General features: G+C 54.3%; 15 protein-coding genes. 3 read left to right on the plus strand and 12 right to left on the minus strand.

Annotated features, from left to right (window positions below; genetic code table 11):
• Nucleotides 1-4 precede the first annotated feature (4 nt).
• Complete coding sequence (locus PSTEL_RS22755) at nt 5-961, minus strand: sugar kinase (protein ID WP_038698907.1); 957 nt, start codon at nt 959-961, stop codon at nt 5-7.
• 291 nt (nt 962-1,252) lie between these two features.
• Between PSTEL_RS22755 and PSTEL_RS22760 the strand changes: the two genes are divergently transcribed.
• From PSTEL_RS22760 to PSTEL_RS22770, 3 genes are all read left to right on the plus strand, one after another.
• Nucleotides 1,253-1,927 (plus strand): FadR/GntR family transcriptional regulator, encoded by a 675-nt coding sequence (locus PSTEL_RS22760; RefSeq protein WP_038698909.1) that lies wholly within the window; start codon nt 1,253-1,255, stop codon nt 1,925-1,927.
• Between the two features lie 99 nt (nt 1,928-2,026).
• A complete protein-coding gene (locus PSTEL_RS22765; protein WP_245625010.1) occupies nt 2,027-2,605 on the plus strand; it encodes a YdeI/OmpD-associated family protein in 579 nt (192 codons plus the stop codon).
• A 162-nt stretch (nt 2,606-2,767) separates the two neighbouring features.
• Entirely contained in the window at nt 2,768-4,516 is a 1,749-nt protein-coding gene (locus PSTEL_RS22770; protein ID WP_038698911.1) for a methyl-accepting chemotaxis protein, read from the plus strand.
• A 140-nt stretch (nt 4,517-4,656) separates the two neighbouring features.
• On the opposite strand, the gene PSTEL_RS22775 is transcribed toward PSTEL_RS22770, so the two are convergent.
• From PSTEL_RS22775 to ppsA, 11 genes are all read right to left on the minus strand, one after another.
• Nucleotides 4,657-5,883, minus strand: a complete 1,227-nt coding sequence (locus PSTEL_RS22775; protein ID WP_038698913.1) for an epoxide hydrolase family protein — start codon at nt 5,881-5,883, stop codon at nt 4,657-4,659.
• Nucleotides 5,884-5,941: 58 nt separating this feature from the next.
• Nucleotides 5,942-6,388: a MarR family winged helix-turn-helix transcriptional regulator gene (locus PSTEL_RS22780; protein WP_038698915.1), complete on the minus strand. Its 447-nt coding sequence runs from the start codon at nt 6,386-6,388 to the stop codon at nt 5,942-5,944.
• A 200-nt stretch (nt 6,389-6,588) separates the two neighbouring features.
• On the minus strand, nt 6,589-7,299 hold the full coding sequence (locus PSTEL_RS22785) for a stalk domain-containing protein (protein ID WP_038698917.1): 711 nt from the start codon (nt 7,297-7,299) through the stop codon (nt 6,589-6,591).
• A gap of 45 nt (nt 7,300-7,344) precedes the next feature.
• Nucleotides 7,345-8,526, minus strand: a complete 1,182-nt coding sequence (locus PSTEL_RS22790; RefSeq protein WP_038698919.1) for a WD40 repeat domain-containing protein — start codon at nt 8,524-8,526, stop codon at nt 7,345-7,347.
• A gap of 155 nt (nt 8,527-8,681) precedes the next feature.
• Nucleotides 8,682-10,247 (minus strand): sensor histidine kinase, encoded by a 1,566-nt coding sequence (locus PSTEL_RS22795; RefSeq protein ID WP_084065271.1) that lies wholly within the window; start codon nt 10,245-10,247, stop codon nt 8,682-8,684.
• Nucleotides 10,244-10,936 (minus strand): response regulator transcription factor, encoded by a 693-nt coding sequence (locus PSTEL_RS22800; protein ID WP_038698921.1) that lies wholly within the window; start codon nt 10,934-10,936, stop codon nt 10,244-10,246. The genes PSTEL_RS22795 and PSTEL_RS22800 overlap by 4 nt, the downstream gene beginning before the upstream one ends.
• Nucleotides 10,937-11,180: 244 nt before the next feature.
• Nucleotides 11,181-13,118, minus strand: coding sequence for a bile acid Fe-S flavoenzyme BaiCD (gene baiCD / locus PSTEL_RS22805; RefSeq protein ID WP_038698923.1), 1,938 nt, complete (start codon nt 13,116-13,118; stop codon nt 11,181-11,183).
• Nucleotides 13,119-13,297: 179 nt separating this feature from the next.
• Complete coding sequence (locus PSTEL_RS22810; protein WP_038698925.1) at nt 13,298-13,882, minus strand: TetR/AcrR family transcriptional regulator; 585 nt, start codon at nt 13,880-13,882, stop codon at nt 13,298-13,300.
• A gap of 189 nt (nt 13,883-14,071) precedes the next feature.
• On the minus strand, nt 14,072-14,773 hold the full coding sequence (bshB2, locus tag PSTEL_RS22815; RefSeq protein WP_245625012.1) for a bacillithiol biosynthesis deacetylase BshB2: 702 nt from the start codon (nt 14,771-14,773) through the stop codon (nt 14,072-14,074).
• Complete coding sequence (locus tag PSTEL_RS22820; protein ID WP_038698927.1) at nt 14,773-15,117, minus strand: YojF family protein; 345 nt, start codon at nt 15,115-15,117, stop codon at nt 14,773-14,775. Before PSTEL_RS22820 ends, bshB2 begins: the two co-directional genes overlap by 1 nt.
• 239 nt (nt 15,118-15,356) lie before the next feature.
• A complete protein-coding gene (ppsA, locus tag PSTEL_RS22825) occupies nt 15,357-17,972 on the minus strand; it encodes a phosphoenolpyruvate synthase (RefSeq protein ID WP_038698929.1) in 2,616 nt (871 codons plus the stop codon).
• Nucleotides 17,973-18,211: the final 239 nt, after the last annotated feature.

Raw genomic sequence — 18,211 nt, forward strand, 5'->3', positions numbered from 1 at the left:
CCCCTTACCGGGTTATATCTTCGCTGGCCGCTCCTCCTGCCAGGAGCCGCTCGACTTCATGCCGTGTCGGCAGGCCCTCCACATCGCCGCTGACTCCCACCACAATGGAGCCGACCGCATTGGCGCGCCGGACGGCTGCCGGCAGCTTCTCGCCCAGCAGCAGGCCGCTTATAAATCCGGCGGCGAAGCCGTCTCCGGCGCCCATCGGATCAATTAGCCGCCTTACCGGGAAGCCCGGCTCATATCCGGAGCTCTCGCCGCTGCGGTAATACGCACCAGCGCCGCCGAGCTTGATGACAACCGCTCCAGCGCCGCCTTCCAGAAGGCGCTCCGCGATCTCCTCCGGCGTATGACCTCCCGTCAGGAACCGGCCCTCCTCAACGCCGGGCAGCACATAATCGGCCAGCCCCGCCATTGCGCCGAGCACCTCCCCGGCTTCTTCTCTGTTCCAGAGCTTCCAGCGGATATTGGGGTCAAATACAATCGCTGTTCCATGCTTCTTCGCCGTTTCCATCGCCCGAAAGGTCAGCTTACGGCACTCCGGACTAAGCGCGGGTGTTATGCCGGTGACATGCAGAATGCGCGCTTTTGCCACATAAGCTTCATTTAGTTCGCGCTCATTCATCAGACTGGCTGCCGATTGGCGGCGATAGTAGTACACCTGGATGCGGTCCGGAGAGATTTGTTCTTTGAAGAACACCCCCGTCGGCGCCTCGTCCGTCGTCCGCACCTCTGAAGTATCTACGCCATGGCCTGTGATGAACTGCCGGACATAGCGTCCGAACGGATCGTTCCCGAGCTTGCTGAACCATCCTGCGCGATGTCCCATACGGGCAAGCCCGATCGCCACATTGCTCTCCGCGCCCGCCACATGCTTGTGAAAGCCGTCCACATACTCCAGGGGAGCCATTCGGTCCGCCGCAAGCTGAACCATGGTTTCGCCGAAGGTAACAACCTCCATCTCCTTCCTCCTCACCTGTTAATGAATAGATGTCCACTAAATCAAAGATCATATCTTTAGTTATAAAAAGCAGCATTCTCATCCCGTATATTCGAAAAAACTTATGATTTCCTAGTTATTTTACGAAAAACCATAGAATTAAGCGCTGCTATTAGTCGTTTTATTTATAATGATACGATCTTTGTGTTACAATCATATTATCTTATCTGCAGGCAGTCAATACTAATCTCTTATCTTCATCGGACCTGTGCTAAAATAAGGGCATTCATTCCAAGACAAGGGCGGACAAATATGAAACAGACCAAACAAACCGCGTTTCAGGCTACGATGGAGCTTATGAAACTGAAAATCCAGAACGGAGAATGGGCGCCGGGCGACCGCCTCCCCACTCTGCAGCAGCTTGCCGCCGATTTCTCCGTCAGCGTCACCACCGTCCGCGAAGCGCTGCGGATACTGGAGAGCCAGGGCAATGTCAGCATCGAACACGGGCGTGGCATGTATGTGCGGAACGACCCGCTGCTCCTGGATGATCCGGCGGCGGCGCTCAAGGAACTTGAGGATATCTCGCTCGTCGACCTTCTGGAGGCCCGGCTGCTGATCGAGCCGGAGCTGGCCGCCCTGGCGGCGCAGCGCGCCGATGAAGCGCAGGTACGCAGGCTGCGTGATCTGGCGGAGCGGATGGTGCGGCAGATGGAGGAAGGCGGGCCCTTCTTCGAGACGGACCTGGCTTTTCACCAGCTGATCGCCGAGAGCGCTTCAAATCCGGTACTGGCCCGCATGCTGAGTTCGGTTCTCCCCCTGCTGGCGGAGGGCCGCAAGCAGACGAATACGCTGCCTCATATGCGGACCAAAGCGTCCAACTACCATATTCTGATCGCCATCGCGATCGAGGAGCATGATAGCGGGACGGCCCGGCAGCTCATGGACAGCCATATCCGCAGCATGCTGACGAGCCTGCGGAAGTAGGCAGAGACACCGGAGCAGCCCCGCCTATCGCAAAGCGCAATTCGCCCAGGGCGCCAGGTACCCAAGGCGCGAGACGTAATACCCAAGGAGGCAAAGCCCGTGAAGAATAACGAATTGCTCATCATGCTGTTCGGGGATTCTCAAGCCTTTGAGCGCTGGCTGGAGGAGCATCACGCGATTTCGCCGGGAGTTTGGCTGCAGATCGCGAAGAAGAACTCCGGGCTCTCATCCGTCAGTTATGCTGAAGCGCTCGAAGCGGCGCTGTGCTACGGCTGGATCGACAGCCACAAGGTGAAGCATGATGAGCGGTCTTGGCTTCAGCGCTTCACGCCCCGAGGGCCCAAAAGCGTGTGGTCGAAGGTGAATAAAGAGAAGGCCGAGCGGTTAATCGGAGAAGGCCGGATGAAGCCGGCTGGTTTGGCCGCAATTGAAGCGGCTAAGCAGAACGGTGAGTGGGACAAGGCCTACGAGTCGTTCAGCAGCGCTTCAGTTCCCGAGGATTTCGCTGCCGAGCTTAGCAAGCTGCCTCAAGCGAAGGCATTTTTTGACTCGCTGAACCGGCAAAATCAATACGCCATCCTGTACCGGCTTCATCAGTCGAGAACGCCGGCAGCGAGAAACAAACGGATTCAGCAGTTCCTTGAAATGCTGGCGAAGGGCGAGAAGCTGTATCCTTAGCACTTGGCCGCGACCCCCGATACTTGCGAACCTGAGTCCGTTTGTTAAGGAATCCCTGAGATGTGCCGATATAAGCCATGTGAGCTTTACAAGGTTTAATTAACGTAACGGCAGGCGCGCGGGACGACCAGTCCCCCGTCACTCATCAAGGAGGAGTTCCATTTGAAAGGTCTATCTCTAGGCAATCTGAAGCTTCGCATCAAAATGAGCATTCCCCTGCTCGCTCCACTGCTGGCCCTTGCTCTGCTGGCCGTATTCTCCAACACTTCGTTAACCCGTGTGTACGGGGAATTGACAGACCGCCTGTACAATGAAGCGCATCAAAGCGATTATTGGCTGCTTAATGCGGACCGCGATTTTTATCAGGCCGATGCCGCCCTGCGAACCCGGATGACCGAGAGCAGCCGGCAGCAGCAAGACCTGGCCAGAACGGACTATCAGGAGAATGTTCAGCAGACGGCGGAACGGGTGGGCAAAGCCAAAGAGATTTTACAGCACAGCGACAGTACGATTATGTCTTACAAGCACAAGACGTCCGGAAAGACGGTGACTCAGCTTTTTGACGAGTTCGACCAGAACTTCAAAGCATGGTCCGGCCTCTACAATGTCGAGCAGAATTCGTTAACTGATTCAGCCGCTTACAAGATCGCTTTTGACTTGACGCGCAACACGATCAATCAGGTGGAAGAGATTCTGGATGTTTACAGCCAGGATATTATCGCACGGAACCAAGCGGATGTGGCGGACGCGAAAAAGCAAACCCTGCTGCTGACAGGAGGCGCTCTGCTGCTCTCCCTGCTGCTGGGCGCCTGGATCATCCGCAACGTTAACCGGCGCACTCAAGCCGCTCTCGGTCTGATCCGCAAGACCGCGCAATTTGATCTGAAATACGACGACAGCTTTGGTTCCTATTTGAATGAAAAAGATGAATTTGCCTCCATCATCACAGCGGAAGCGGGAGCAAGGCAGGAATTCCGCACTCTGATCACAAGCGTGATCGAGGAGACCGGCCGTCTCAAGGAGGCGATTGGCAGCACCAAAGCCAGCATGAACGAGCTGGGCCGGGAAGTCGAGGACATTTCCTCCACCACGGAGCAGCTGTCCGCAGGCATGGAAGAAACGGCTGCTTCCACGCAGGAAATGAACGCTTCCTCTCATGAAATGGAACACGCGGTCGAAAGCGTCGCCGTTCATGCCCAGGAAGGCGCCCAGTCAGTTGAGGAGATTAATGAAAGAGCCGGCCGCCTGAAAGAGAGCTTCGAAGCATCCAACGCCCAGGCTCTGATCCTGTTCTCGGACATGAAGGAGTCGCTGGGCAAGGCTCTCGAAGAAGCCAAAGCGGTCGAGCAAATCGACATGCTGGCGAGCGCGATTCTCGACATTACCGCCAAGACGAACTTGCTTGCGCTCAACGCCTCCATCGAGGCCGCCCGCGCCGGAGAAGCGGGCCGGGGCTTCGCTGTGGTCGCCGGAGAGATCCGCAAGCTGGCGGACGACTCCAAGAACACGGCTGCCGAAATCCAGCAGGTCGCGGGGGCCGTCGTCCAGTCGGTATCGCATCTGTCAGGCCAGTCCGCCAAGCTGCTGAATTATGTGGAGCATGATGTGCGCAGCGATTACGGAACGATGCTGCAGGCGAGCGACCGGTACCGGAGTGATGCGGACCAGATCAACGGGCTCGTCACCAGCCTGAGCGCCACCTCCGAGGAGCTTCTGGCCTCGATCCACAGCATCGTGAAGGTCATTCAGGAGGTCTCCATCGCCGCTAACGAAGGCGCCGCCGGAGCCACCCACATCGCCGAGAAGTCCGGCGTCATTGTCGAGAAGACCGAAGAGGTCTCGGCTTATATGGACCGTTCCGTCGAAGGCGCGCGGCTGCTGGAGGACATGGTGTCCAAGTTTAAGCTGTAATTGGTGCGGTGGTGCATCATAAGACCGGGTGAATGCCAACGGTAAAAAAGAGGCCATTGAAGCTGTACACTTCAATGGCCTCTTTGGGCTGTTTGGACGTTTCTAGCGTGCTGCGAGCCGCTTTCCGGAGCCCGCCCCAGTCACCGGCATCCCCGGAAGGTCCGGCGCAGGTCTTCTACCCACAGCTCCGGAATTTCCCACGGGATGAAATGCCCGCCCTCTTCATGGGCAGTGATGTTGACAGGGTTATACCAGGATGCCCGTTCACTGTCCAGAAAGTTCTGTACGCGGCCTTCGGTTGTAACCCCCGGCGGATTCTCGTAGCCTACAAAAGTGATGCCGGCCGGAGATTCAATAGCAGGACGGCGCGAGTGGGAAGGCGCCCACGGGTAGCGGTTTGCGTTCGCATAGATTCGCATCGACGTTTCGATCGTATTGTTCGCCCAGAAGATCATGGCATGTGTCAGAATGTCATCCTTCGAAAAAACATTTTCGATATTCCCTTTGTTGTCGCTCCATCTCGTCCACCGTTCCAGAATCCAGGCCAGCATGCCAATCGGGGAGTCGCTTAAGCCATAGGCAAGAGTGCCAGGGTCCAGAACATGAACCGCAAGATGGGATGCAAAACGCCGGTCAAGCTCCAGTATTCCTGTCCGGATCGGACCGGGAACCGTATCCGGGATGGGACGTCCCGCGGCGTAATCCCATGCCCGCTCCCCACTGAAGAAATCCAGCTTCAGGGCGGAGCCGATATGAATGGCATACAGCTCATCGCTGTATTTATGCCCCAGCTGACCGGTTACGAGCGCGCCGACATCGCATCCGCCCGCCGCGTATTTTGTATGCCCGAGAACCTCCGTCATAAGGGTGTGCCAAAGGTCGGCGATTTTCCAGAAGTTCATATCAGGACGGCCCGGAATCGGCGCCGAGAATCCGAACCCGGGCAGGGACGGCACGATAACGTCGAAGGCATCGGCTGGATCTCCCCCGAATGCGGCAGGGTCCGCCAGCGGATCGATAACCTTGGACCAGTGCCAGAACGTCCAGGGCCAGCCATGGGACAGGATCAGGGGAATCGGACTCGATCCCGTGCCCGGCTTGCGCATGAAATGCACGGGAACGCCGTCAATGTTCACTCGGTAATGCTCATAGGCGTTAATAGCCCTCTCGGCCTTGCGCCAATCATACTTGTGAATCCAATAATCGGCCAGTTCCTGCAGATAGCTCCGTTTCACGCCATAGAACCCGTCTTCGTTCCCGGCATCGAGCGGCCATCTGGTGGCCCGCAGGCGATGCTTCAGATCGTCAAGCACTTCATCCGGTACGTGAATGGAGTAAGGCTCCAGCACATAAGAGGCTGCTGTCATTAGGTTCCCTCCCTATTATGAAGTCCGCCAAATCAGACAGCCCCGGCCATAATTCGGGCTAGGATTCTTTTCCCAGCCTGGCGAGCCGCCGCATTGCAGGAATCGCGGATGAAATGGCCTGCCGTTCCTCCGGAGTGAGTCCTTCCATAAAGGACGAAAGCTGCACGATTCTGTCATTTCGCCGGGAATCAATAACTTCTCTGCCCGCATCGGTAATATGCACCTGAACCACACGTCCGTCCTTCGGATCGGACCGCCGCTCCACTAGTCCGTCCCGTTCAAGCCGGGTCACGAGTTGGGTAATGCCCGACTGGGTCACCTGCTCCGTTGCGGTAAGCTCGGTCAGCCGCATCGGGCTCTTGAGGGTCAGCGTGTGCAGGACGGACAGCGTGGTGAAGCTGTATTTTTGAATGGATGGCAGACGAATCATGATCCTGGTCAGGTCTTCCAGCACTAGTGCGAAATCGGCGGCATTGTAATTGTGGGAATCGGATTTAGTATTCATGCCGACATTATATCACAAACTTATATAAGTTTCTAATATAAAATACTGCTATGGGACCCGGGGGGCCTCTGCCTCCCTCACTCTTCTTCGCTTTCACTCTTGCCAGGTTAATTTAGCTGCTTAATTGTTCGTACTTGACTCTATTGCTAGACTCCATTGCATGATCTGCATGATTTGACTCTCGGCACTTCACTGCGTCATTACTTCACTTTCGCAACACTAGCCGCGATCTCTTCCAGCTGCGTCTTGCTGACGGATTGATCGGTTGAACTCAAGGTTACGAACCGGTCATCCAGCTTGAAGGTCAGCATCGGTGTGTCGCTAGGCGTGTACCATTTACCCTTCAGCCCGTTTTTCAGCGTAACCGAAGTACCGTCGTATTCATAGGAGTAGTCTCTCGGAGAAACACTGACCCGCATGTGAGTGAACAGCAGGCTTACACCGTCATCCGAAGCTGCTGCCTGCTTGAAGGCGTCGCCCTGAACCATTTTCATAGGGGCATATGCTGATTCAAATCCCTGAAACTTGGCAAACTCCGCCTTGATGGCCTGAAGCTGCGACTTGCTGTAGCTGACTGTGGAATAGCCTGCGGTATTCCCGGCTGGGGCTTCTCCCTTGGAACCAACGGTCACCGTATGCGTCTTGGCATCAAACTGCACCTGAACCTTCAGCGCATCTGCAAAAGCCCGGAGCGGCACATACTGCATATTCTGATAGTTAATCGGTGCCAGCTTCGTTCCTTTCGAGTCCGTCGGAGTAAAAGCTGCCCCATTTACCGTAATGGTAGTCTGGCGATCGAGATAGGCCGAAATTTTCTGCAAATTCGTGCCCGCGTACACGCCCGCCGCTCCCGAGAGGGTCATGCCCATCACCATCAAAGCTGCTACCGATTTCTTCATTTTCTTATTCATTTGTATATTCCTCCCAGGTTGTTCTTGATTGATATCTTGTTCTTCTTACTTAAAATCGATGATCTCCGTAACCGGCAGGCTCTGATCTCCCGAGAACGTAACGCCAAGCCGTGTGCCGGAAGGATTCCAGCTAAGCGGATAGGTCGGATAATAGCCCGGTCCCACCAGCGATACTTTGCCTGAAGCTGTGTCAAGGACATACACGCCGTTCATTCCGCTGGTCTCCTCCGTATATACGGCGAATGCCAGCTTGGAGGAATCCGGCGACCAGGCGGTATACGTAACGGTGTCGCCTTTGGCCATCAGGGTGCCCTTCGGGCTTCCGGCGGGATCAAAGAGCCGCAGCTCGGTTCCGGACAACCCCGTCGAGGTCCGTAAAGTGACAGCGATCCACTTCCGGTCAGGCGATATATCGAAGCGGTCTACTTGTTTCAGCAATGAGACCGGCTTCGTCTCTTTGGGATCGAATGATTTCAGTGTCCGGTTGTTGTCGGTGTAATAGATCCGTCCCTGCGCCGCTCCGAATTGCCCGAACGCCTCGACCTCCAGATCGTTCAGCTGCAGCGTGGAGACCGTGCCGTCTGTCTGGATGGAAAGAAGCTCTCCCCGGCCTTCCTTGGAACCCGGCGCCAAAATATAAGTATCGTTGTCCATCCAGCTTCCCGTCTCCAGATACGTCGGCCCTTTGATTTCCCTCTTCTCGCCGGTTTGCCGGTTCTTGATCCAGTTGCGGGCCGTGTACTTGTCCTGCCACTCCTGGATAAAGCTGAATGCTCCGTCCGGGGAAATTTCCTCCTTGGCCACTCTCCCGGCGGCAGTCTCTTCGTTCTTGCCCTCGCCGGATTTAACTCCCGTGGTCACATCATAGGTGGAGGACAGATAGGCGAATTCCGGCTCTTGTGTCTCCGTACCGGGCTTGACCAGTTCCGTGGTCGTAATCTGGACGAGATCGTCCGACTTCCAATGGTCGAGGGAGACGCTTTCGAGCCGGTGAATGCGCGCAATCGCGATATCCTGGCTGGCCTGGTCGGCAGGTCCCTTCACTATGGTCAGCTTCCGGCCGTCGCCGGACGCAGCTCCCGATCCGGCGCTGGCTGTGGCTTGGCTGCCGTTATCTGAATGGACCGGCGTTACCTTCGCGCCGGAGGGCTGGCACGCGGTTAGTCCGGCGACCAGCGCGGAGGCGGCGATCAGCTTCATGATTATTCTTTGGCTTCTTGTGTTCATTACAGGTCCCTCCTAATGCAGTAGTTGTTCAAGCTGCTTCCCTGTTCGAATTCAGTATAGAGCCGCAATATCTCCAATACATATCCGGCTTGTATCTAACTTGTAAACAAATGTATGCCAAAAGCCCAGGCTGCCGTATACAGTCCTGGGCTTGCTTAATGCTCGGGGTCATCTTCCCGGACCTCTTCCGCACCGGGCTTTCCCTGCCGTACATCCCTCTTCCCCTGCTGCGCATCCGGCTTCCCGGCGGGAAGCGTAAGGACAAATCTGGAGCCTTCCGTGCCCGTCTCGGCCAGGTATACGCTCCCGTTCTGCTTGTCGGCCAGGCTGCGAACCAGGGGCAGCCCCAGCCCCGAACCGCCCGTCTCCCGTGATCTGTCGGCGCTCACCGTATAGAAAGGATCGAAAATCCGCTCCTTCGCCGAATCCGGAATGCCGATTCCCGTATCGGTCACCTCAATCTTCATTCGGGTCTCCCCTTCCAGACCGTCCTCCAGCATATTGGAGACCGTAACCGAGCCGCCGGGTCTGTTGTATTTGACCGCATTATCCAGCAGGTTCAGCAGCATATGCATCATATGCTCCGGGTCCGCCCAGACCGTTCCCTCGGTCAGCCGGGAAATCAGGCTGATCCGCCGGCTGGCCGCTTTTCCCTCCAGCCGGCTCACCGCCTCCTCAAGCAGCGGCTTAAGCTGCACCGTCTCCGCATGGGTTTCGAAGTCGTAAATATCCATCGCGGAGAGCTGCAGCGCCTTCTCGACAAGCCCGTACAGCCGTTCCGCATCCCTGCGGATCTGCATCCGGGCTTCGCCGAGCAGCGCCGGGTCGTCCTGATACATCTCCAGCAGATCGGCGTATGCCATAATGGAGGTCAGCGGTGTCTTCAGCTCATGGCTGATGTTGCCGATGAACTGCTTCTGCTGCTGCTCCAGCTCCTGGAGCCTGACGATGGCCGCCAGCAGCTTCTGCTTCTCATCCGTCAGCAGATTGACCGAAGACTCCACGCTTCCGCTCATTTCATAGATGCCCTGCGCCAGCTCGCCAAGCTCGTCCCGGCGGCGCACCGTCGGTTCCTTCAAATACCGGCCCTGCCCGATCCGCCGGGCGGCCTCGTTCAGCCTTCCGATCACGTTCACCTGGCGCCAGACGTAGAGATACCCGAGGAGAAAGCCGGATGCCAGCACCGCGGCTCCGATTCCGAGGAACAGGTTCTGGATTCGCCTGTAGAATGCATGCTGCTCCGCCAGGGAAGCGTGAAACTGCAGCGTTCCCAGAAACTGATCCGCATTATACAGCGGAGCCAGATACAGAATCTGATCGCCTTCCGTAATATAGACGGATTGCTTATTGGAGGTGTAAGCCAGAGCATCCTTAACGTCGGCCTGCGGCTGGAACGGAAGCGAGGTTCCGGCAAAGGCGCCCTCCGCGTCATACAGCGTCACGGCCATCCCGCTCTGCTCGCTCAAGTCCACCGCGAGCTTCTGCCCGTTCCGCTCCATGAAAGCCGCCGGCTCCACAGGCTCGCCGGTCAGAAATTGCTGCCGCACCCGCAGATTGGCGGCATCGGCCTGATGGGCGAAGGACTGTTCGAGGCGGCTTTGCTGGTCATCCCGTATGCCAGCCAGCACCAGCACACTGAGCAGGACCAGTACAAAAGCAAGGAGCAGGGCGAGCAGCAGCGCCAGCTTCCCTTTTAATCCGATGCGAAACATTCTCTTCATGTCTGCTTCCTTGTGGCCTTATAGCCGATCCCGTACACCGTCTGAATCAAACCCTGCATGTCCCCGAGCTTCTTGCGCAGCCGCTGCACATGAATATCCACCGTACGGGTCCCGCCCGCAAAGTCGATATCCCATACCTGATCCAGCAGCGCCTCCCGGGAATAGACACGCTCAGGATTTCGTACGAGCAGCGCCAGCAGATCGAACTCCTTGGGCGTCAGCTCCAGCGCTTCTCCATGCAGCAGGACCGTCCGGCTGTAATTTTCTATCGTTAAATCGCCCGCCTGAAGCACGTCCTCTGCAGGCGCAGGTGCGGCTGTTTCCGCTCCCCGCCGGCGGGACAGCGCCTTGACCCGGGCCATAATTTCACGCATATCGAAGGGCTTGGTCATGTAATCATCGGCTCCAAGCTCAAGCCCCAGCACCTTGTCCACAATATCGTCCTTGACCGTCAGCAGCAGAATGGCCGGCTTGCGCTCCCTGCCTTCCAGCCTGCGGCATACCTCGTACCCATTCAGTTTGGGCATCATGACATCAAGCACCATAACATCCGGCTGAAAAGACTCCACCCGCTCCAGCGCCTCCTCGCCGTTGCCCGCCGTTTGCACGGTATAGCCCTCTCTCTGAAGCGCATAGGACACCGCCCCTGCGATGCTGGCTTCGTCGTCGACGACAAGCACTTTTACCATCAGTCTCCGGCCCCTTTGTTCATTATTGCCTTATACCCGGCTGCACCTTAACCCTAGTGGATGGATGAAGGTCTGTCAATCGGGCCGCTTGGTCCAAGGTTATCCTGATTTACGAAAGCTATACAGAACGGCTGGGGGCGATCCGGATATCCGCATGTAAAAAAGAACAACCCGGCGCGGGTTGTTCTTCACTTCACTTCACTCCATTTCACTTCACTTCTCTTCGCTTTCAGCAGCGTGCCTGTTAAATGACTCTCGCAACTTCATGAGCTTCAGCAACGGCATTCAAAGCTCTGCGGGCACGCAGCGCATCTCCGATTACATGGCATGGAATATGGTGGTCTTCACAGTACGCATTGATGGTCTCAAAATTACGCGATCTCGCACCGATGGCTACCACGACGGAATCGCATGGATACTCTGCAATCTGTCCCTTGCTCTCGATAACTACCCCATGCTCCTTGATCTCCACGCATTTGGCATCTGTCAGTATTTGTGCGCCGGAAGCGTTCAGATTCTCCATTACACAGATCGAGCGCAAATCCCCCAAATCCTTGGCTACCCGATCCAGCATTTCGACTACAGTTATTTCCGAAGCCTTACCATGCAAATATTCCGCGACCTCCAGGCCTACAAGCCCGCCTCCGATAATGATCACTTTGCCCGACACTTCCGACTTGCCGGCAAGCACGTCATGGGAATTCGTGACCAGCGGCAGATGACCGCCGGGGACCTTCAGCTCCATCGGGGCGGCGCCTACCGCGACAATCACTTCATCCGGCTGCAGCTCTTCCAGCACAGAGGCGGTGACAGGCGTTCCAAGTCTTACCTCGATCCCTGCTCTGACCACCTGTTCCCCACGGGACAAGGCCGCCTCTTTCATCTCTTCTTTTCTCGGAGCCTCGCCGGCAAGCGCGAACTGTCCGCCGAGCGTCGCCCCGGCTTCGCATACAATGGGATGATGACCTCTGTGTTTCAGGATCATGGCTGCTTCCAGACCGGCGATTCCGCCTCCTGCAACGACGACCTTCTTCGGATGATCCGTTGCCGATAACCGATATTTCGCTTCTCTTCCCAGTGCCGGATTTCTCAAGCAGGTAATGAAGGGCATCTCGCTTGATACAAATCCGTCATAACAGCCCTGATTGCATGCGACGCACTGGACGATATCTTCCGTCTGTCCCGCCTGGGCCTTGTTGCAGAACTCGGGGTCCGCGAGCTGGGCGCGGCCGATGACGACCATATCCGCCTTGCCATCAGCCAGAATCTCTTCGGCCTGGGCCGGGGCGTTGATCCGTCCCACCGCCACGGTCAGCATTCCAGTCTCCTTCCGGATTCTGGAGGCGTTGTCAACATTGAAGCCTCTCGGAAGGTCGATCGGTGGAACCTCGTACTTGATGGCCGCGGAGGAGAAGTTGCCGCGCGACACGTCCAGCACATCTACTCCGGCATCCTTGGCCATGCCGCAGAACTCGATCACTTCCTCTATGGTCAAGCCGCCCTCCAAATAATCGTCATGCGCGTCAATTCGCATAAAGAGCGGCATTTCATCCGGAATATTACGGCGTATAGCCTCGATACATTCGATGAGGAAACGGGCCCGGTTCTTCAAATCTCCGCCGTATTCATCCGTTCTGCGGTTGAAGAAAGGACTTAGAAAGGAATGAGGCGTGTAATTATGGCCGGCATGAAATTCAATGGTGTCAAATCCCGCTTCCACCGCCCGTTTGGCGCCCTCCCCGAATGCCTTAGCCGCTTCTTTCAGCGTAGAAATCTCCGCTCCGGGAATCGTATGCTCTGTTCCCTGGACGGGTACGGGACTTGGAATAATAATCATCTGCTCGGGGTCGCTGGCCACCGCCAGTCCTCCAAGCCATAGCTGAATCCCCGCTTTGCCTCCCGCTTCGTGAATCGCATCCGTAAGCCGCTTTAGTCCGGGAATATATTTGTCATCGGAAATGGCAAGGAAGTTCTTGGGGGAAGCAGGTCCATAAACGGAGCATACCTCGGTAAAATTCAATCCGCAGCCTCCCTCGGCCCGGGCTGTCTGATAATCAATGAGCTGCTGTGTGACGTAACGATCCTCGCTAGGCATCTTTGTTCCCATTGCGGGAAGTATAACCCGGTTCTTCAACTCCAAACCTCTGATCCGAATAGGGCTGAACAAAGTAGTAAACGCCATATGAATTCTCCTCCGCGTTATCGCGTTATTTTGCCATGCAAGCACGAAGATTGTTCATTAATTCACAAATCAACCCTCACCGGCTTGCCTGTACGATAACTATATCGGAGAACCAAAATTAAAACAATATGTTTGAAACATAATGTTTGAACAATTCAGCAACTTAAGGTCTTAAGGAATTAAACCGACTGCAAAGCTCTAATCAGCAGTTTAAGATACTCCATTCTTGCCTCTTTCTGCATTAAGAACGTGCTGTCCATTTCGGCAATTCCTTCATATTCCGTGGGGTAATTGATGGATGAGGTGAACATTAGGTACTTGTAATTATGGCTGGTCTCATCACCCGTTATAAGATTCCGCAGCAATTGCTTCAGGCGCTCCCCGATTTCCGCAGATAGCCTGATAATTCTCCCGGAGGTCGCATCCTCCCCGGCTATTTTCATCGAATGCGCATGGATGACCATATTGCCGGGAAAACGCAATGAATACTCCATAATCTCATTGGCGGCCAACAGCAGCTTCTCTTCATCGCCGTATTCTTCGCTCTTCAATATGTCCAGCACGGTCATGGTGTTCTCAATGTAGAACTCTTTAACCAGCCTCACCATCTCGTCCTTTGTCCGAAAATAGTAATTAATGGCGCCCACATTCACGTTCGCTTCCTTCGCTATAGCTCGAATGGAGATATCGCAAGATTTCTTTTTTCCCATTAAATATAAGGCCCGGTCCAGGATGTGTTCCTCAATATTGTTAAGCTCTCTCATATGCCACCTCTAACTTGTTAATCTGTAAACAATGTATTAGAAAATGGCGGATTGCGCAAACCCTTTCCTGAACTGCAGCGCTGTATACAGTCCCTAGGCAAAACAAAACCTCCCGGCTAGGCCTGTTGAAAGCCCTCGGGAGGTTATGGAGCACTAATCAGGCAATTACCGCTTCCTGCTGCTCATTGTTTAGTCGAACGTGTAGGTCCAGAACTGTTCCGTCCCGTACCGGCTCCGGGCTTGCTCATCAGTCAGCTCCTGATCGCCAGCAAGCTCCAACGCCTGATATTGCGAACGGTGCGACTGGATCGACGCCATTTTCTTCTCAAGAAATGCGGTCACATCTACGGTCACATCCGCCTTGCCGATCATCTGCTCATGATTGTTGGCGAACGCGATGCAGTGCACCAGCGGACGCTCTGCCGCGGGGAGCCGGCCTATCGCTCTTATGACGGCGGCACCGGTTGCATCGTGATCCGGATGCACACTGTACCCTGGATAGAAGGTAATAACCAGCGACGGGGCCACTTCCTCGAGCAGCTCCATGATCATACTGTCGAGCAGCTCCCAGTCTTCGAACTCGATCATTTTGTCATGGAGGCCAAGCATCCTCAAATCCTGGATGCCAATCGCAAGGCAGGACCCTGCCAGTTCGTCTTTGCGGATCGCTGGCAAAGTGACCCGGTTGGCGAACGGCGGGATGCCCATATTGCGCCCCATCTCCCCTAGTGTCAGACAAGCATAGGTGACTTGTGCACCGCCTTCTATGTACATAGCCAGCGTCCCTGCTGCAGTGAACGCTTCGTCATCGGGATGGGGAAACACAACCAGGATGCGTCTATGTTCAGCATGTTTCGTATTCATTACCGCCGCTTGACCCTCCGCTTTCATCAGAACCCCTCCCGGCTCAACTGCAAGGCTACAATTAGCTTTCCTTGACTGTCATGCCCAGCCAGAATTAATCGTTCCGCTTCATTGTCATCAACATGTGTAAGGCCTTCGGCATAAACCCAGCCCTGCTCTGTCTTTAGACCGACCCGGTATGGGCCCGTGCCCGAGATGGAGCCATGCGTATATCGGATGACCGCATTGGTAATGAACACCGAAGCCGGGTGCCGGGTGCTGTCCAAGTGACTGGCGTAGGCGCCTGTCGTGAGTTCGAGATGTATATATAGATCCTGACCGGCGAGGTGCTCGAGCCGGAACTGGATATCTTGAGGATGTATCAGTTGCATAGTGGCCTCCTTGTAGATTAAGAAACGCATAGTATTAGTTCATTTTAGCACATGAGGATCTCACATGAGGATCTCACATAATGATCTCACATGATGCCTATTGTTCAGCCGGACAATTAGTTCGAATTCATGTCCCCCCGAGTCCTGTCAAAATTCCATGAACAGACTTGGCGGCCGGACCCGCGTACATTAATTAGGGTCTTCCGGGCGTTTCTATTCTTTTTCTCAAAATCACAATATTACAATATCTCAATATACCCCTCTGTTCCATTCACGCGAATGCGTTGCCCATCTCTGATCAGTTTGGTGGCATTCTCCACTCCGACAACTGCCGGCAGGCCGTATTCGCGTGCGATCACAGCTCCGTGGGTCATCAGTCCGCCAACTTCGGTGACCAGCCCTTTGATGGAGACAAACAGCGGCGTCCAGCTAGGGTCTGTGAAGGGGGTGACCAAAATATCTCCCTCCTCCAGCTCAGCATCTTCCATGTTTAAAATGACACGCGCCCGTCCCTCTATAACGCCGAAAGAGACAGCCAGACCTGCAATGGCCGCGGCCGGGATATTTTCCCGTTTGTATTCGCCTGCAATGATTTCACCATCAGACGTGATCACACGCGGCGGAGTCAGTTTTTTGTATAATTTGTACTCGGCTTTTCGTGTGTCGATGATCCGGTAATCCAGTTTATGGGTATGCACGGCTTCGTGAAACTCTTCAAAAGTGAGGTAGTAGACATCTTCTTTGTCATGTATAACACCCGACTGCACGAGCTGTTCGGCTTCTCTCAGCATCGCCTGCTTATACACGAAGTATCGGCTAACTATGCCGTATTTCGGATACTCCCGATACCCGCTGAAATTGCGGATCAGGTCGATCATGATTTTGGTTTCCTTGGCTTTATGTTCACCATCCGGCAATTGCTTCAATCGCTCCAGCAGCTCTTGTTCTTTCTTCAGCGCTTCCTGCCGCCCCTGCTCGAATTTCCGGCTGCCGGCATTTGGCTCAAAGCTCTTAACATTGTTAAGAATCATGGGGACAAGTGTAGTCGGCTTCTCGCTCCACCGGGTTCTGGTTATATCGATTTCTCCGGCACACCGCATCCCGTATTTGCTGAGATATTTATGGATCGCGTCCAGGGCTTCCTGCCCGCCTTCAACCTTAATCATTCCATCCAAAGAGTGCTCATCTTTCACATGCTGCAAATAATCAACGACTTCCGGATATGGGCGAATCACATCTGCAACATCCAATAACGCCAAGCCCATTTCCGAAGTAATATTGCCCGGTACAGATTGAGCAAGCGTATCCGCTGCGTTCTTCTCACCCAGCCACTGGTTCATGTTTGCATTGATCCATGCTGAAGCATTCATAGCCGCCATAATCACAGGCATACTTCGCGGGTCAAATAGCAGCTTCTTTAACTGCTCTATATCTTCCCGAATAAAAGCAAATAAATCCGCTCCCGATTTCGACTGGATGCTGAGCTTCAACTGTTCGATCGATGCTTCACTGTCCTTAATCAAATCAGAAACGATAGACGGATCAAGTTCGGGCTGATCTTGAGAACCCGCAGGCGAGCGCCCTATATGGCTTGTCCCGGAACTCTGTCCCTGGTTCACATCTGGTTGCAATTTTATAAAGTCTCCCCGCTCGATGACGGTCATAAGGGCGTCCTTGATGAGCGGATCGGATGGGCCCAAGGTATGGATTAAGAAATCTCTGCCAGCAGGAGAACCCAGATTAGGTGCGACATCCACAAACAGCCTTCCGCCGGCTTTACGCATAGGTGCGCGAGTTATTAACAGGTAAAAAGACAATCCCAATGGTTTAATGGGATCGGTCATCATTTGCTGGTGGCCGACAGAGACGTACACATGATTCTCCCCATCATCAGCTTCAGGGATCGGGTATAAAGTAGTGATCGGCCGACTCTGGACGATATAAAAAGTATCATGGGCCAGACACCATTCGATATCTTGCGGGCAGCCGAAATAAGCTTCGATCTCTCTTCCGATGCGTGCCAGTTGTACAATTTGCCGGTCAGTAAGGGTTTGAGCCGTCTGCTGTTCGGGATCAATCTGCCGGGTTTCTGTTCCGCCTTCCTTTAGTCCATAGATTGCCAGCTTCTTGGCTGCTATCCTCTTATCGACGATTTCCTCTCCCTGTACTTTATAGCAATCAGCCGACACCAAGCCGGAGACCAGCGCTTCGCCAAGTCCAAAACCGGCATCAATGGACAGCAGCTTCCGGCTGGAAGTGATCGGATCAGCGGTAAATAAAATTCCTGAAGCCTGCGGGAACACCATCCTTTGAACAATAACGGATAAATAGACCTGACTGTGATCGAATCCATTTTGCATACGGTAGATGACCGCGCGATCCGTAAACAGGGAAGCCCAACATTTGCTGATATGCTGCAGGATTGCTTCCTTGCCGATGATATTTAGATAAGTGTCTTGTTGACCGGCAAAAGAGGCTTGCGGCAAATCTTCGGCTGTCGCACTGGAGCGCACAGCATAAGCATGCTCATCGCCATATCGGGAGAGATATTGAGTCACGGCTTCTACAACATCGGAAGGAATCTCTGCTTCCATAATGATGTGCCGAAGCTTCCTGCTGATTTCACCAATTTGATCCCGGTCTTCTGCTTTTAGCATTGTTAATTGATCCAGCAAAGCATAATACGCTTCATTATGTTCGATGGCCTTTTGATATCCCACCGTTGTAACGCAAAATCCTTCCGGCACTTGAATACCTTCGATTTTGGATAATTCCCCTAAATTCAACCCTTTTCCGCCAACGAGCAACAGCTGCGTCTTGTCCATTTCCTGAAAGCCGAGAACCCATTCACCCATTCAATATCTCTCCTAACCATTAGATTGAGAAAAACATTTGACAAGAGTTTACCGGCATGGTATATTAGAAATATAAGATGAGATAATTACGTCTGTGTTAAATAAATAGTTGCGTTCTGATTATAGCATCACGTTTGTATATACGCAATATTAAAGAACCTGGCAGGATGCCAGGTTCTTTTTTGATTTTCCCTATATCGTTAGTATCATCAAAAATCGATTGATTTGCGCTGGGGCCG

The organism is Paenibacillus stellifer (assembly GCF_000758685.1).
Classification (GTDB): domain Bacteria; phylum Bacillota; class Bacilli; order Paenibacillales; family Paenibacillaceae; genus Paenibacillus_AQ; species Paenibacillus_AQ stellifer.

Coding starts and splice junctions, on each gene's coding strand:
- PSTEL_RS22755 (WP_038698907.1), bottom strand. CDS start 961: ATGGAGGTTGTTACCTTCGGCGAAACCATGGTTCAGCTTGCGGCGGAC.
- PSTEL_RS22760 (WP_038698909.1), top strand. CDS start 1,253: ATGAAACAGACCAAACAAACCGCGTTTCAGGCTACGATGGAGCTTATG.
- PSTEL_RS22775 (WP_038698913.1), bottom strand. CDS start 5,883: ATGACAGCAGCCTCTTATGTGCTGGAGCCTTACTCCATTCACGTACCG.
- PSTEL_RS22780 (WP_038698915.1), bottom strand. CDS start 6,388: ATGAATACTAAATCCGATTCCCACAATTACAATGCCGCCGATTTCGCA.
- PSTEL_RS22785 (WP_038698917.1), bottom strand. CDS start 7,299: ATGAATAAGAAAATGAAGAAATCGGTAGCAGCTTTGATGGTGATGGGC.
- PSTEL_RS22790 (WP_038698919.1), bottom strand. CDS start 8,526: ATGAACACAAGAAGCCAAAGAATAATCATGAAGCTGATCGCCGCCTCC.
- PSTEL_RS22795 (WP_084065271.1), bottom strand. CDS start 10,247: ATGAAGAGAATGTTTCGCATCGGATTAAAAGGGAAGCTGGCGCTGCTG.
- PSTEL_RS22800 (WP_038698921.1), bottom strand. CDS start 10,936: ATGGTAAAAGTGCTTGTCGTCGACGACGAAGCCAGCATCGCAGGGGCG.
- baiCD (WP_038698923.1), bottom strand. CDS start 13,118: ATGGCGTTTACTACTTTGTTCAGCCCTATTCGGATCAGAGGTTTGGAG.
- PSTEL_RS22810 (WP_038698925.1), bottom strand. CDS start 13,882: ATGAGAGAGCTTAACAATATTGAGGAACACATCCTGGACCGGGCCTTA.
- bshB2 (WP_245625012.1), bottom strand. CDS start 14,773: ATGAAAGCGGAGGGTCAAGCGGCGGTAATGAATACGAAACATGCTGAA.
- PSTEL_RS22820 (WP_038698927.1), bottom strand. CDS start 15,117: ATGCAACTGATACATCCTCAAGATATCCAGTTCCGGCTCGAGCACCTC.
- ppsA (WP_038698929.1), bottom strand. CDS start 17,972: ATGGGTGAATGGGTTCTCGGCTTTCAGGAAATGGACAAGACGCAGCTG.